The sequence below is a fragment of the Salinicola lusitanus genome (assembly GCF_003206045.1).
Classification (GTDB): Bacteria; Pseudomonadota; Gammaproteobacteria; order Pseudomonadales; family Halomonadaceae; genus Salinicola; species Salinicola lusitanus.
This window is the reverse complement of sequence record NZ_PZJM01000004.1, coordinates 36,282-52,263: the sequence shown is the minus strand read 5'-3', so window position 1 is coordinate 52,263 and position 15,982 is coordinate 36,282. Positions and strand designations below refer to the sequence as shown.

Genomic DNA, 15,982 nt, shown 5'->3' with positions numbered 1-15,982 from the left:
TCGAAATCCATGGAGACTGGCAATGGCAACGGTCAACAACAACAATGCGACCGCTTCGGCCTCGACCGACGTCGATCTGGCCACCCTACGCAAGGTGATCGCGGCGTCGGCGATCGGCAATTTCGTCGAGTGGTTCGACTTCGCCGTCTACGGCTTTCTGGCCGTAGTCATCGCGCAGCATTTCTTTCCCCCCGGCGACGACTCACTGGCACTGCTGCAGACATTCGCGGTATTCGCGGTATCCTTTGCGCTCCGTCCGCTGGGCGGCATCTTCTTCGGCATGCTCGGCGACAGGATCGGACGCAAGCGTATCCTCTCCGTCACCGTGCTGCTGATGGCCGGCGCCACCACCCTGATCGGGGTGTTGCCGACCTACGCCAGTGTCGGGCTGTTCGCTCCGCTGGCGCTGGCGCTGGCCCGCTGCGTTCAGGGCTTCTCCGCCGGCGGCGAATATGCCGGCGCCTGCGCCTTCGTGATGGAGCACGCACCGCGCACCCGCAAGGCCCGCTACGGCAGCTTCGTGCCGGTCTCGACCTTTCTCGCTTTCGCTACCGCGGCGGCGCTCACCTACGCCATCAGTGCCCTGCTGTCCGAGCAGGCCCTCAACGCCTGGGGCTGGCGTGTGCCCTTTCTGATCGCGGCGCCGCTGGGGCTGGTGGGACTCTACATGCGCCTGCGCCTGGATGAATCCCCCGCCTTCCAGGCCCTGAAAGCCCATCATGCCGTGCCGCAGGCACCGCTGAAGGAGACCGTCCGCACCCACGGCGCCACCATCGTCAGCCTCAGCGCCTTCATCTCGGTGACGGCGCTGTCGTTCTACATGTTCACGACCTACTTCACGACCTACATGCAGGTGGTCGGTGACGCCTCCCGCACCGTCGCACTGCTGGCCAGCCTCGTCGCGCTGCTGTTTGCCGCGGCGCTGTGTCCGTTCGTCGGGCGCTACGCCGATCGGGTCGGACGCCGCAGGACGATCCTGACCGCCGGGGCGTGCCTTATTGGCGCGGTCTTCCCCGCCTACACCCTGGCCGGCAGTGGCGAATGGTGGGCGTCGCTGATCGGGGCGATGCTGATGGCGGTGGGCGCGGTGATCTGCGGCGTGGTCACGGCGGTGCTGCTGTCGGAGCAGTTCCCGACGCGCGTTCGATATACCGCCTCGGCGCTCTGCTACAACGTCTCCTACACGATCTTCGGAGGTACCGCGCCGCTGGTGGCAACCTGGTTGATCGAGCGCACCGGCAACAACCTGTCGCCCGCGTTCTATCTCATCGCGATTACGCTACTGGCGATGTGGGGCGGGCTGCGCCTGCCGGAATCCTCGCACCGGGCGCTGGACGCCGACGAGGCCGAGTGGCAGCGAACCTCCAAGCCGGACGCGCAACCCGCCCTCTAGACCTCTCGCTCGCAAAGCGCGCGCTCACGGCTGGCGGGCATAGACTCTTGCCCGCCAGTCGGCCACTTCGTAATCCGTGTCGAAGTGGCAGCCTCCATCGTAGACACTGGCTTCCCGCGTCTCGCAATAGCGGGCGATCGCCTCCGGGGTGGGCTTGCGGTCGCGCTCCACCCAGCGGTCCAGCGCCTCCAGTGCGGCGGCGTACTGCGGCGTCGAGAGCTTGCTGTGCACCGCTTCGTCGGTGTAGATCTGGACCAGGCTGTCGGCGGTCCCGCTAGCCTCGCGTGCCCGCCGATAGAGCCACTCGTTCTCCACGAAGATGATCGGATCGTCGATCGCGTGCATGGTCACCGTGGGAATATTGGTCATCCCGGTGAGCCCGGCATCCTCGCCCAGCTTCTCGACCGCCCGGGCATCCTCGTCGAACCGTGAGATTCCCGCGTTGAGCGCATCGTCGTTGCTGGAGCCGCGGTAGCGCACGCCGCGGTTCGAAAACGGGCTTGCCCCGTCGAGCCGCTGCTCGACCATGTCCTGGAACAGGAACGTCGACCAGCGCATGTGCGCCTTCAGCGTGCTCGGCGGGATCCGCACGACATCGACGATATTGTTCAGCGTCTGCTGCTGGACGAGGGTACGCTGCTCGGCCGGCAACCCGGCGCCGGTGCATGCGTCGACTCGGGCATTGAGCGCCTCCGGGGTCATGTCGCTGCCTTCCGGCAACCCCTCCCACAGGGGATATTGGCGTTCTCCGGGATAGGGATGATTGGCGCAGTAGTACTGGTAGACCGCCCGCAGGTCGGCGCGGAACTGGTAGGCCTGGGTGCCGCCGCCCAGCACGCCGCTGGTCAGCAACGCCCCGTCGTAACGGTGTCGGCCCGTCTCATCCGTACCGTAGAGCTCCATCGCCTTGGCGGCGACGTTGCCTCCCCAGGACTGCCCATGGAGGTAGATGCGATCGGGCTGACCGAAGCGCTCGACGAAAAGCTGGCGCAGGTAATCGGTATCCTCGGCCGCCATTCGCACGCCGTAGCCACCCCGCCGGTAGCTGGAGCCGGCCCAGGCGTAACCCTCCCTGACCATCACGTCGTACTGGCGTAGATCGATATCGAGCGGATCGTCGGGTCGAGGCGCGTTGGGTCGCGGACCGCCGTGGCTGTGGAGCACCAGCTTGTGGTTCCAGCGGTCGGGGATCGCGATCCAGTAATAGGCGCCATGGGTATCCTGGCCGGTAAAGCAGCGCGTCGCCTCGGGCAGCCAGCCAGGACAGCCGGCGCTCGCCATGGACTCGGCGTCCCGGGCCAGCACATCGGCCTGCAAGGGGCCGCAAGACCCGGCCAGCAGGCCTGCAGTCAGCAAGCCCCGCTGCCACTTGAGTAGTGACTTCGGCACGATCCGGCCTCTCGTCGATTTCAGCGTGGAATGCCGTTACGACTCATGCCGATGCCGAATGTTCCCCGGCTCCTCCGGTTTCGCGCCAGCCGTGCGGCGATGCCCCTTCCCTTACGGCTGCCCCTGATCGGGACCGGGCTGGACGGCCACCGAATCACGCTGGAAGTAGCGGTGGCCACAGGCGTGACAGGCATCCAGCCGTGACACCTGGTCGAGCAGGACCACCGCGCCACAGTGGACGCAGCTCATGCGCCCCGGCAGCGCCACCTCGCCGGCCGTGTAGTCGGCCCGGGCCGCCTCGAGGTCGTCGTCGAAGCGCTCCCGGTCGATGGTGGTGCGATCGGCGATCGAGAACAGCGCCTCGCTGACCCGGCGCGACAACACGTCGAGATCGATGCCCAGCCAGGTGGCGACACCTTCGCCGCCCTTGGCGAGGAACTGGCGGAAGTCGCGCATGTCGCGCTCGACCCAGGCCCGAAGCAGCGCCATCTCGTCCTTGGTGAACTCCTCGAATTCGGACTCGAACGCCACCGCCTCGTCGAGCTCGTGCTGGAAGCTCTCCCAGGAGAGCTCCCCTCCACCATCCTTGAGGCGAGTCAGAATACGTTCGTAGGCCTCACTGAGACGCGAACGCGACTCGGGTCGTGGCTGTTGCTCATCCATGGCTATCCCCTTCTCTGGCGTTGGCGGAATTCGATGTCGGTCGAATGCCGTGCTGCGTACTGTAGAACCTCGTTGCAAGCGCCTCGCCCCCAGACCCTACCTGCAACAGCGGGTCTGGGGTATGCTTGTGGGCCTGAAAAATCAAGCCGGCCCCGCGCTTTTCGTCTGCGATGAGTATAGCTTTTCGCGGGGACTCTGGCGCTCCCACACGCCGAACGCAAGGTGCCTGACCGAACCGATGGACGCACAGTACAACCCGCAAGCGATCGAAAACGCCGCCCAGCAATACTGGAACCAGCATCAGAGCTTCAAGGCCGTCGAGGATTCGGCGCGTGAGAAGTTCTACTGCCTGTCGATGTTCCCTTATCCCAGCGGCAAGCTACACATGGGCCATGTGCGCAACTACACCATCGGCGACGTGGTGACCCGCTTCCAGCGCATGCAGGGCAAGAACGTGCTGCAGCCGATGGGCTGGGACGCTTTCGGCATGCCCGCCGAGAATGCGGCGATCAAGAACCGCGTCGCGCCGGGCAAGTGGACCTACGAGAACATCGACTACATGCGCGGCCAGCTCAAGGCGCTCGGCTTCGCCTACGACTGGAACCGCGAGTTCGCCACCTGCGACGTCGACTACTACCGCTGGGAGCAGTGGTTCTTCGCCAAGCTGGTGGAGAAAGGCGTCGTCTACAAGAAGATGTCCACGGTCAACTGGGATCCGGTCGACCAGACCGTGCTCGCCAACGAGCAGGTGATCGACGGCCGCGGCTGGCGCTCCGGCGCTCGGGTCGAGCGCAAGGAGATCCCGCTGTGGTTCTTGAAGATCACCGACTACGCCGATGAACTGCTGGCCGATCTCGACGAGGTCGAGTGGCCCGAGCAGGTCAAGACCATGCAGCGCAACTGGATCGGCAGATCCCGCGGCGTCGAGCTCTCCTTCGACGTCGCCGGCCTCGATCAGCACCTCGATGTCTACACCACGCGCCCCGACACCCTGTTTGGGGTGACCTACGTCGCCGTCGCCGCCGGCCACCCGCTGGCCAAGCTGGCCGCCGAGGGCGATCCGGCCATGGCCGAGTTCCTGCTCGAGTGCCAGCAGGGCGGCAACTCCGAAGCCGAGCTGGCGACCATGGAGAAACGTGGTCGCGACACCGGTTTTCAGGCCATCCATCCGCTGACCGGGCGCCGAGTGCCGATCTTCGTCGCCAACTTCGTGCTGATGGAGTACGGCACCGGCGCCGTCATGGCCGTGCCCGCCCACGACCAGCGCGACTGGGAGTTCGCGACCAAGTACGCGCTGCCGATCGAGCCCGTCATCGCCGACGCCGAAGGACAGGCACCGGATCTTTCCGCCGCCGCCTTCGTCGAGCACGGCAACCTGATCAACTCCGGCGAGTTCGATGGGCTCGACTTCGAAGCCGCGTTCGATGCCATCGCGGCCAGGCTGGAATCGCTGGGCCGTGGCAAGACCAAGATCAACTACCGCCTGCGCGACTGGGGCGTCGCCCGTCAGCGCTACTGGGGCGCGCCGATTCCGGTCAAGTATGGCCCCGAGGGGCAGACCGTGCCGCTGACCGACGACGAATTGCCGGTGGCACTGCCGCTGGAAGTCGAAGTCGACGCCTCCGGCTCGCCGCTCAAGAAGATGCCGGCATTCTACGACCTCGGGGACGGCTGGACGCGGGAAACCGATACCTTCGACACCTTCATGGAGTCGTCCTGGTACTACGCCCGCTTCTGCTGCGCCGACAACCCGGAAGCGATGCTCGACGAACGTGCCGACTACTGGCTGCCGGTGGATCTCTACATCGGCGGTATCGAACACGCGATCCTGCACCTGCTCTACGCCCGCTTCTTCCACAAGCTGATGCGCGACGAGGGGCTGGTCCACAGCGACGAGCCGTTCCAGCGTCTGCTGACCCAGGGGATGGTGATCGCCGAGACCTTCTATCGCGACACGGCGAATGGCGGCAAGGAGTGGTTCAACCCGGCCGACGTCGAGGTCGAGCGTGACGACAAGGGCCGGCCGCTGCGCGCTCGCCTCGGCAGTGACGGCGAGCCGGTGGAGATGGGCGGCATCGAGAAGATGTCCAAGTCGAAGAACAACGGGGTCGATCCGCAGGCGATGATCGACCGTTTCGGCGCCGATACCGTGCGCCTGTTCATGATGTTCGCCGCCCCGCCGGAGCAATCCCTGGAGTGGTCGGATTCCGGCGTCGAGGGGGCGCACCGTTTCCTCAAACGGCTGTGGAAACTGGTCGCCGATCACGTCGCGACCGGCACGCCGGAGCCGCTGGAAACCGCCAAGCTGAACGACACCCAGAAGGACCTGCGTCGCAAGACCCACGAGACCATCGCCAAGGCCGGGGATGACATCGGCCGCCGGACCACCTTCAATACCGCCATCGCCGCGGTGATGGAGCTGACCAACGCGCTGGGGCGTTTCGACGACACCTCGCCGCAGGGTCTCGCCGTCACCCGCGAAGCCGTCGAAGCCTGCGTATTGCTGCTGGCGCCGATCGCACCGCATGCCTGTCATGCCTTGTGGCTGTCACTGGGGCACCAGGAGCCGGTCATCGACGCGGCCTGGCCGGCGGTGGACGCGGACGCCCTGGTCAAGGCCAGCGTGGAGCTGGTGGTGCAGGTCAACGGCAAGCTCCGGGCGCGTCTCGAGGTGCCTGCCGACGCCGACAAGGATAGCGTGGAGTCCATGGCCCTGGCCGAGGAGAACGTCCAGCGTCATATCGAAGGCAAGACCGTACGTAAGGTGATCGTCGTCCCCGGTAAACTGGTCAATATCGTTGCCAACTGAAGTGTCGCCGGCCGCTATCCCGATAGCGTCGGCTGCCCCTCGGGGCGGCACTGGACCCTACCCGGCACTGCGAAGGCAGTGCCGCCATGTAAACAGGAGCTTTTCATGATGCGTCGCACCGCTCTGGCCGGCCTGATGGCCGTATCGCTGACCGTACTGGCCGGCTGCGGCTTCCAGCTCCGAGGACTGCATCAGCCGGCCCTGGACATCCCGGAGCTGAGCCTCAGCGCTAACGTCTCCCCGTTCAGCGAGGAAGTTCGCCGCTCGCTCGAGAGCGCTGGCACGCGGGTTGTCGAGAATGCCGACCTGCGCCTCAACCTCGGCGACGAGCGGATCGGCGAGAATCGACTGACGCGATCCGATTCCGGCAGCCGGGAGACCTCGATCACCCTGACCGCCCCGTTCTCGGTACAGCGCGTCTCGGACAGCGCCTATCTGCTCAATCAGCAGCAGCTCGAAGTGTCGACGACGGTACTGCTCTCCACCGATGATATCTATTCCGGGGAGGAGGCGCGCACCGACGCCATCGAACGGTTGCGACGCGATGCGGCCACTCAGTTGATCGATCGGCTGGACGCACTCGAGACACCATGAAGGTCTTTCCCGACAAGCTGGAGGAGTCGCTCAACAAGCGCCTGCCGCCGGTGGTGGTGATCGCCGGAGACGAACCGCTGATACACCTCGAGGCGTGCGATGCCGTCCGCCGGGTCGCCCGCGAGCGAGGCGTCGAGGAGCGGGAAGTCATGCACGTAGAGTCCGGCTTTCAGTGGACGCAGTTGCTGGAGTCCGCATCCAGTCTCTCGCTGTTCGCCTCGAGCAAGCTGATCGAACTTCGACTTGGAGGACAGTCCCCCGGTCAGGAGGGCGGCAAGGCGCTCGAGGCCTACGCCGAGCAGGCTGGCGACAGCGACAACGTGCTGCTGCTCTCCAGTCAGCGACTCGATCGCAAGGCGCAGTCGAGCAAGTGGTTCAAGACGCTCGACAAGCTGGGGCTTTTCGTTCCGGTGTGGCCGGTGGATCATCAGCGCCTGGGGTTCTGGATGCGCGACCGGGCCAACCGCTACGGTTTCAGCATGGACATGGAGGCGGCCCGCCTGCTCGGCGAGCGCACCGAAGGCAACCTGCTCGCCGCCGACCAGGAGCTGCAGAAACTGGCACTGCTGCTGCCTCCCAATGCCCGTCTCGATGCCGCCGCCATCGCCAACGGGGTGGAGAGTAGCGCGCGTTACGACGTCTTCACGCTTTCCGACGCCTGCCTGAAGGGTGATCGCGACCGAGTCGTGCGGATCGTCCGCGGCCTGCGTCAGGAAGGGGTCGAGGCGCCCGTCATACTATGGGCGTTGACACGAGAGCTGAGAATTCTGCTGTCGATCTTCCAGCACCTGGATCAGGGCCAGAGCCTGGAGCACGCCTGCAAGGCTCAACGACCGATGATTCCCGAGAAGCGCCGTCCCGGCTATCAGCAGGCACTCAAACGGCTGCCGCAACGACGCCTGCACAAACTGCTGCTGTTCTCACAGCGTATCGACCTGGCCATCAAGGGTGCCATTGCGCTCCCCATCTGGGACTGTCTCCAGGATCTAGCCCTCACCCTGTCCGGCGGTCGCGGCATTCTGGCCGAGATGCCCCACGCCTATCGGTCCGGCTAGCCACTGAAGGCCGGGCGAGTGCCCGGCCTGTCGGTGCCCTGGGGAGCGCGTCAGGCAACACCCACCGTATCCGGGTGGTCGACACCGGCCACGGCGACGTCGTCGCTGAAGGCAGGCCCTTCGAGCTCCATGGTCTGCATCAGGCTAGAATCGTCCCCGCTAGCCATCCTCGTTGCCATGGGAGAAGCGGTCGCCAAGGTGTTCTCCGGGGTCAGCGTGAATGACTGCAGGTTCATCGCGCCTCCGTTGAACGTCAGCCGGAGCGTCTGCTCGCCGGCCGCCAGATCCAGTTCGATGCCGTTGTTGGCCTGATAGTTGCTCCATCCTCCGGTATTGGTCACGGCATGGGGGGCGGCACTGGTATAGGTGGCGCCGTCCTGCTCGACGCTGGCCGTGACGGTGCGGCCGTTGGACATCGTGGCAGCCGCGAACGAGAGCTGATAAGTCCCCGCAGCGGCGACGTCGATGGTGTACTCCACCCACTCGCCGTCGGCGATCCAGCCGATCGAATTGCCGTTGTCGCGCAGGTCGACGCCCTCGTTCCTGGCGTTGACACCCAACTGCTCCTCGCTGCTGTCGTGGTAGGCAACCTCGGCGCCGCCATCATCGTAGAGCCCGGCGTTCAAGGTCAGCCCATCCTCGACGGCCCACGGCGTTCCCGACGCGTTGAAGGCAGACTGGGCGGCGGGCGCGAGGCTGAACGACTCCAGGTTCTGTGAGCCACCGTTGAACGTCAGTCGCAGCGTCTGGGTACCGGCTTCCAGCGCCACCTGCTGGCTGTCGGTCGGGACGAAGGTGTTCCAGCCCCCCGTGAAGTCGACACCGATGGTAGCGACCTCGTAGACGCCGGCGCCGTTGTCGAAGGTGGCCGTGATCGATCGCGCCGCGCCGGTCTGGGCCCCCAGTGCCGAGAGGAAAGAGAGGTCGTAGACGCCGGCCTGGTCCACTTCCAGCGTGTATTCGACCCACTCCCCATTCTCGATCCAGCCGATGGCATCGCCATTGCCGCGAATGTCCACCCCGCCTTCGCGGAAATTGGTCCCCATCTGGACCTCGCTGGAATCTTCGTAGGTCAGATGAGGCGCACCCTCGTCGAACAGCGCCGCATCCAGCGTGAGCCCGTCCTGATCGACGGCCCATGGGGTACCGGTCTCGTTGAAGGGGGTTCGGGTTGCCGGCTGAATGCCCTCGATCAGGAAGACGTTGTCGTTATAGTCATAGTTGATCCCGGTGTAATCCATGGCCACGAAATAGGTGTTGGCGATGGCGTTACCGGCGGTGTCGTAGGCCTGGAACACGCGTACGGTGTAGCCACGCTCGATGCCGGCATCCTCCGCCGGCGGCGTGCCGCCACCGGATGGATTGAGCGACGGATCGGTCGAGAGGTTGGCGACCGAGATACCGAAGATATCGTCGCCGGCCCAGCCATCGGGGATCCGGCCCCGATTGAAAGTCGCCGTCGCGTAGTCGCCATTGGCAACTTGCGGCAGGAACGACTGGCTGTAGAGGCTGTCGTGATTGCTCAGCGCGGTCCGGGCCGACTTGTCGCCAGGCGCGTGCAGCGCCAGCAGCGCCCCGCTGTACCCGTGCAATGCCGCCAGTTGGGTGACGGTTGCCGACTCGACACCGTCGGCGATCTGCCAGTAGCGAGAGAGCACTTCCTGGTCGTTGACGGCCTGGTAGAGATCGAAGTTCTGCAATACCGATTGACCGCCGCCATCCAGCGTCGAGAGTCCATCGATGTGATTGCCGAAACCGAACACTCTCCAGATCTCGTTGAGGTTGGGCTCCCAGCCACCTTCGTCCCGTGCGGCCCAGAAACCGGCCAGCTGTATCTCGGTCACCGGCTGGTCGACGTCGTCCGAGGCAATGGTCATCACGCCTTCGAACACGCCATCGGCAGCATTGCTGGCCGGTGGCGTGTAGGCGGCGCGATTGAAGAGCACGCCCACTTCGACGGATTGTCCCGGTGCCAGTCGGAGATCGTCCAGCGCATCCGCGTCCGCCAGCATGAAGGGACCACTCAGCGTCACGCTGCCGATCGACAGCTCGCCGGTACCGTTATTGGTGATGATGACCGAGCCACTGTCCTTGTACTCGCGGGGTACCGGGGAAGAACTGGTGGCATCGTTATCCTCGAGATAGTTGAAGGCGATGCGGTCGCTGAAGAAGGCGGGGTCGGTGCTGACCACACTGATCTCGCCAGCGCCGGCATTGGCCAGCGGCGCGTCGGGCACCTCCAGAGAATCGATGTCGGGCCCGACGCCGTTGGGGGCGATCACCGTGATCGCGTTGCTGCCTTTCGTCAGGCTCATCTCGACGGTCTGATAGACCCAGTCGCTCACCGTCTGGCTCTCCGCGGGGAAGTTGACGGTCGGATAGTTGACGCCATTGACCGTCAATCCCAAGGGACGGTCGGCTTTACCCGTGGTCAGCGAGTATCGGAAAGCCACCTCGTAGATACCGCTCTGGTCGACATCCACGTTCCAGGTGATGCTCTGGTTACCGCTGCCGACGAAGTCCACGAAACCGGAGCCGGATGCATCGCGGTCCGTCTGGGTCTCGGGCACGACGATGGCGCCGCCCTGCAGCACTGCCGTCTCGGCCTCGTAGACCGCATACCCGGGGGTCGTGTCCTCGATCAGGACTTCCAGCTGATCGATGTTGGGGCCGGTGTTGGTGATCGCCTGCAAGCGGACCGAGTTGGCGCCAGCCAGCAGTTCGGCCGGAATGTCCAGCGTCTGCCAGGTATTCCAGGCCGCGTTGCCGCTGACGCCGACCGGCGGTGCGAAGGCGAAGATCCCCACGCTCTCGTCATTGACGAAGACTTCCAGTGGCCGGTTTCCCGTTCCGCCGTTGGCGTAGCGCACCCTGAGCACCGCATCGCCAGCGTCGGCGGCGCTCACATCGACGTTGAAGGTGATGAAATCGGCCGTGGTCGAACCGAAATCGGCGTAGCCGCCCACGGTGCCGTCGCTATAGTCGGTGTTGCCGTCCATCCCGAAGGCGCCCGGTCGGATGCCGTAGGGTGGGTTGGTGGGAGTGGGTTCCGGCGTGTCTCCATCACGAATCACGATCTGGGCACCGGCGCCGGAGGCGATGACGGCCAGGGAGTCGTCCTCGGCCTGGATGGTGGCAATAGTAGTCAATTCGACATCTCCTTCACCGGGATCAATGATATCGCCAGGCACTGGATCCAGGCGTACGACCTGGCTCTCACCCGTGCTGCGATTGAGGGTCATGAGGTAGAGCTGGCCGGTCAGCGGGTTCTCGATGATATCCAGCGGATCGACATACTTGATGACATTGCCGTTCACGTCCCGTAGCACGTTGTCGCTCGACACGTTGCCGTTCTCGTCCAGCGAGATCCATCGAATGTCGTCGCCCCCGGAGTACTCGACGAAGAGCAGACTGCCATCGAGCGTTGCGCCGAACACGTTGCTGGTGTACTCGATCGCCCCGTTGGGCGAGCGATTGGTACCCAAGGAGTAGGCGTCGTCGAGTCGGTAGTTGCTGTCGGGGTTGGTGCCGACGACGTACTCGTCCGTCTCGTTGGGATCGGTGCCAGTGGTCGGGTTACCGCCGTTGAGGATGTACTCATCGTGCAGCGGGTTGGGGTGCCCGTAGTATCCGCCCTGCTCCACGCGGAACAGCCAGTCATCCTCGATACCGACGTTGATCAGCCCCTCGTTGTAGGCGGTCGAGGGATCGTCCGGCGTGGTGCCACCGGCGGCGGAGCCGTTGGTCGGCGCATACAGGTTGCCGTTCGAGTGCCAGACCAGATCGTAGGCATTGCGGATGCCGGTCGCATAGATCTTGAGCACGGCGTCCGAGGCGAACGGATCGTAATAGTCGATCAGTACGTTGCCGTTGGCGTCCTGCATCGTCGCGGTACCGTTCTCGGCAAAGACCAGGAACTGGCCGCCCCCCATATCGATGGGGCCGTTCTTGAGGTCGCCGTCGTCGTCCTCGTAGCGGGTGTTGGAGCCGTCCGTCGGCAGCGGCTCGGTCGACACGTCGAAGCCCCCCGCCGGTGCATCACGATAGGGATCGATCTCGAGTATGCCCGCGTTCAGCAGCCGCTCCGGACGATTTCCCCAAGCGCTGTCATCGCCTCCCATGGCGGTATTGGCCCCTTGCGAGACATACATCAGATAAGGCGGCACGTCGGGGTTGGTCACGGCATCGAACGCCGGATTGGCGTGGAACACCAAGCTGTTGGTGACATGATCCCCGTTGGAGCGCGGCAGTCCGGTGATATAGGTTTCCGCCGAACCGGAGAACGTCGCGTCGGTGTCGTCGATGGTGATCTTGCTGACTCGCCCGCTGAAGTCCGGCACGCCGTTGTCGCGCCCGGTCAGCGGGATGGGATAGTTGTCGGTCACCCACAGCACGTTGGGATCGGTGGGATCGAAGCTCAGGCCGACGATGCCGCGGGCGCCGGCGTCGGTCTGGAAATAGTCCAGCGCCAGGGTCTGTTCGTTGGAGAGCCCGCCGGTGATGGGGTCGACGTCGAATCGCTTGACCTCGCCGCCCAGCGTCGAGACGTAGATCTTGGTGTAGTCGGGAGACATGGTAATGGAGCTGAACAGATAGGCGCCGTCTTCGGCACCGTTCAGTTCGACGTTCGTATCGAAGCCCACTTCGCTGTCCTGGACGACAGGTTCGGCGCCGGTGACGAAGGTCGTGGTGAACTTCTGGAACTCCCTTGTCGGGGCGCTGGGATCCTCGTTGTCGCCGCGATCCTGGAAGCCGTCGATCACCAGCGTGTAGCTGGTGTACTCGTCCAGCGCCTCCACCGGCGAGATGGTCAGCGAGTCGAAGCCGCCAGTCGTGTTGATGTTGAAGGCCACCGCCTCACCGGTCACGGTGTTGAAGAGCTTCACCGAACCGTCATTGAGACTCTCCAGCAGTGCACCGCCGCGCCCTTCCACGACCGAGATACCGATGAAGAAGTCGGAGGTGGGGTCGATACCGACCGGCAGGGTGCCGTCGTCGGCCTGGAGATGAACCTCCACCTGCTGCTGCCCGACTCCAGCCACCGCTCTGGGATCGGTGAAGAAGGCATAGTCCGCCGGGGCTTCACGATCGTCGCCGGGCGTCAGATCCGGCAGGGACTGAATCTCGATGTACTGGATCTCGGTGTTGTCGCTGCCGACGCCGATCGAATCCAGGGTCAGACGGCCATCGGTCACCTGAACGATCCGCGTGACCAGGCTGGAGCGATAACCGTCGCTGTCGTTGGTCGGATCTCCGTCCGCCGGGAAACCGTCCGGTCGCATCGAGGCGAAGGGCGTGTTGAACGCTTCGCCCTCGGCGTTGATGAGGTTGACGCTGTCGTAGGCGCCACCACTGTCGCCGATGGAGATCGTGACCTCGTAGTAACCGTCTTCCAGTTCGATCTCCCAGCCGGCGGCCTGGCTGTATCCGGGTTTGTCGAAGCCGGCATAGGTCGCCTGCAGCGGGTCGACCCCGGGCAGCGTGCCGGCGCGATTGCCGAGGGCATCGGCATCCTGCCCGGCGATCGCCATCGGCGTCGTGCCGTTGGCGGTCCCGTCGGCGATCGATGCCGCGGTTACCCAACCGTACTGAAACGTCTGTCCGTTGACCTGCAAGGCCTGCTGCCCGAAGGCCTGCCCGGTATCGGCGATGTAGCCATCCGGTGTTGCCGCCCCGATGGGCTGGAAGTTGATCTTGACCTCGAACCGGTCTCCCGGCTCCGGACCCGGATCGCCCCCGCTGTCGGGCAGCGTATGAATCGACAGGTTGTCGATGTTGGGCCCAAGATTGCCGATGTTGGCGAGTCGAACCAGATTGTCGCCCGCACCGAGCTCGATCTGGACCGTGGTCTCCGTCCAGTTCTCCCAGCCCGCGCTACTGAGTCCCGTTGACGGAAAAGCAATGGTGCCCTGCAAATCGCCATCGACCGATAGCGCCATCGGCCTGTCGTTCGCACCGCTTGCCGCGTAGCGAATCGTCAGCAGGTAGGACCCCGCGCTGGCGACATTGACTGTGAAAGATCCTGCATCGCCGGCCTGGCCGCCCATGTCCAGATAACCGGTTCCGGTAAAATCCCCCCAGAGCCGGTCGGCTCCGCCACCAGTCGGCTCGGGGTTGCCGGCATCGCGTACCACGGTATCGGCGGCCGATGAACCGTCGTCGATCGTCAATGCCTCACCTTCGATCGAGAACACCAGTGTGGGATCCGCCGGGAGCGCTTCGACATAGTCGAAGCTGACCTGATCGATATTGGGGCCATTGGCCACGCCACCCTGCGCCACCGACGGCAGCGTCAAGGTCAGCGTGTTCTCTGACTGCGAGAGAGGTACCGATACGCTGACCTCGCTCCAGTTGGACCAGGAACCGGTCGGCGGAAACGACACCAGGGTCGGCTCCGCACCATTGATCGATACCAGCAGCGGCCGATCCCCCGTGCCGCCGTTGACGTAACGAATGGTGGCGTTATAGACGCCGACCTCATCCGGCTCGACATGAAAGGTGACCGCGTCCCCGGCGTCGGTGCCGAAATCGACATAGCCCCCACCCAAGGCCCCCGCTCCCACATTGCCGAGCGCATCGGGGTGCTCGCTATCCACCACTCGTGTCAGGGAGCTGCTGCTGGTGGAGCCACTGTCGACGATGGAAACCCGTTCCGTATCTTCAGCCTGGATGATCAGTGACGCCGGTGCATCGTCCCCGGCTATCGCCGTGAGCGTCAGGCTATCGATATTGGGCCCACCCCCCACCAGGTTCTGCAGGCGGATGACATTGGCCCCGCTCTCCAGACTCAGGGTCAGCGTGGCGTGCTGCCAGTTTTCCCACCCCGCGACGCCCGAGCCGGTGGAGGGAAACGTCAAGTTCCCCTGCGCGACGCCATCGACGAGCACCGACATCGGACGCGAGGCGCCGCTGGCACTGCTGCCGGCATACCGGACATCCAGCTCGTAGGTGCCGGCCGTCTCGACCTGCACCTCGAACTGGGCGGCATCCCCTATCTGTCCCCCCATGTCGAGATAGCCCGGGCCGCTCGACCCGTTCCATAATCCATCGGACCCGGCGGCGGCCGTGGTTTCGGGGTTGGCTGGGTCACGAATCACGGTATCGGCGACCGAAGTGCCATCGTCGGGTATCAGCGACTCACCCTGCAAGGTAAAGACGTTGCCCGACCACCCCTGCTCGTTGACGATCTCGATATCCGTCGACTGCTCGCTACCGGCCAGCAACTGACCGTCGATGTCCTGGGCATCCAGCATCAGATTGGTCAGCCCCCGCTCCAGGTCCGAGGGCAGGAGGAACCGGTAGGGGCTCTCGGTGGCCATCAATTCCAGTGGAGTGCCCGTGGAGTCGGTTATCGTCAGCGAGACGGCCGCGACGTCGCTGGCATCGAAGCTGCTGCTGCCGATGGGCGTCGCCTCGAGCCAGTGGTCCTCGCCAAGGAGAGCGCGAGTCACGGCCGCACCCTGCCCCAACGACTCGACGATAGCTCCGGTCTGGGCATCGATGATGGATAACGTGAACATGTATAGAGCCCCTACGCGTTGTGATGGTGGTTATGTGACGAGCCTCGGATGACCGGAGCTCGCCAGGCGCGTGCAGACACGATGCCGGCGTCCCGTCAATTGACTGACGGGAAGTTCCTGTCGTGGTTGATATGAATAACGAGACTCAGGACCAAAGTCTTATCGGTCGCAAGCTATCGTTTCTCGCTGTCCGCGCAAAGTTGAAACTTCTCAAACTCCGGAAACGAGTTTGACGAGAAAGACGTGGCATTTTCACTGGCGACGGTCTATTTCCAGCGCACTTTCATCGACTTGCCAATTTCTCGCCTGCCGCCCTATAACAATGGAAATTACAAAAATTTTCAACAACCAGAAATATCAGAAAAAAGTATTAAATCCAGACGCCAGCCTGTCATGAAAAATGCGCAGCCCCCGCCGGTTAACATTTCCATTTTTATTGATCCATATTTTAAAGAATACGTGAAAAAGCCAGACAGGAAACCAATAACTAACTGAAACAAATACATAAAACTAGACACAAACGGACCAGAAACCAAATTTAACCGGGAGACGCCGGCCG

The 15,982-nt window shown here is 64.1% G+C and carries 8 protein-coding genes; 5 read left to right on the top strand and 3 right to left on the bottom strand.

Annotation, left to right across the window (positions count from 1 at the left end; genetic code table 11):
* Positions 1–22: 22 nt before the first annotated feature.
* Positions 23–1,393, top strand: a complete 1,371-nt coding sequence (locus DOM45_RS07460) for an MFS transporter (RefSeq protein WP_110599113.1) — start codon at positions 23–25, stop codon at positions 1,391–1,393.
* A gap of 24 nt (positions 1,394–1,417) precedes the next feature.
* Here the strand turns inward: DOM45_RS07460 and DOM45_RS07455 are convergent, their stop codons facing one another.
* Together DOM45_RS07455 and DOM45_RS07450 are read right to left on the bottom strand one after the other, a co-directional pair.
* Positions 1,418–2,782 (bottom strand): alpha/beta hydrolase family protein, encoded by a 1,365-nt coding sequence (locus DOM45_RS07455; RefSeq protein WP_110599110.1) that lies wholly within the window; start codon positions 2,780–2,782, stop codon positions 1,418–1,420.
* Positions 2,783–2,893: 111 nt separating this feature from the next.
* Positions 2,894–3,445 (bottom strand): zinc ribbon-containing protein, encoded by a 552-nt coding sequence (locus DOM45_RS07450; RefSeq protein ID WP_110599108.1) that lies wholly within the window; start codon positions 3,443–3,445, stop codon positions 2,894–2,896.
* A gap of 238 nt (positions 3,446–3,683) precedes the next feature.
* Between DOM45_RS07450 and leuS the strand changes: the two genes are divergently transcribed.
* The 3 genes from leuS to holA all read left to right on the top strand — a co-directional run bounded on the left by leuS (position 3,684) and on the right by holA (position 7,903).
* Positions 3,684–6,254 carry a leucine--tRNA ligase gene (leuS, locus tag DOM45_RS07445; protein WP_110599106.1) on the top strand — a complete coding sequence of 857 codons (2,571 nt, stop codon included), beginning with the start codon at positions 3,684–3,686 and terminating at the stop codon, positions 6,252–6,254.
* A gap of 105 nt (positions 6,255–6,359) precedes the next feature.
* The gene (locus DOM45_RS07440; protein ID WP_110599104.1) at positions 6,360–6,848 is read left to right on the top strand and encodes an LPS-assembly lipoprotein LptE; all 489 of its coding nucleotides are present in this window, start codon (positions 6,360–6,362) and stop codon (positions 6,846–6,848) included.
* On the top strand, positions 6,845–7,903 hold the full coding sequence (gene holA / locus DOM45_RS07435) for a DNA polymerase III subunit delta (RefSeq protein ID WP_110599102.1): 1,059 nt from the start codon (positions 6,845–6,847) through the stop codon (positions 7,901–7,903). The genes DOM45_RS07440 and holA overlap by 4 nt, the downstream gene beginning before the upstream one ends.
* Positions 7,904–7,953: 50 nt before the next feature.
* Here holA and DOM45_RS07430 read toward each other — a convergent pair whose 3' ends face one another.
* Entirely contained in the window at positions 7,954–15,423 is a 7,470-nt protein-coding gene (locus tag DOM45_RS07430; RefSeq protein WP_110599100.1) for a carbohydrate-binding protein, read from the bottom strand.
* Between the two features lie 243 nt (positions 15,424–15,666).
* Here DOM45_RS07430 and DOM45_RS19985 point away from each other — a divergent pair, with 243 nt between their 5' ends.
* Positions 15,667–15,918 carry a hypothetical protein gene (locus DOM45_RS19985; protein WP_157958368.1) on the top strand — a complete coding sequence of 84 codons (252 nt, stop codon included), beginning with the start codon at positions 15,667–15,669 and terminating at the stop codon, positions 15,916–15,918.
* Positions 15,919–15,982 lie beyond the last annotated feature (64 nt).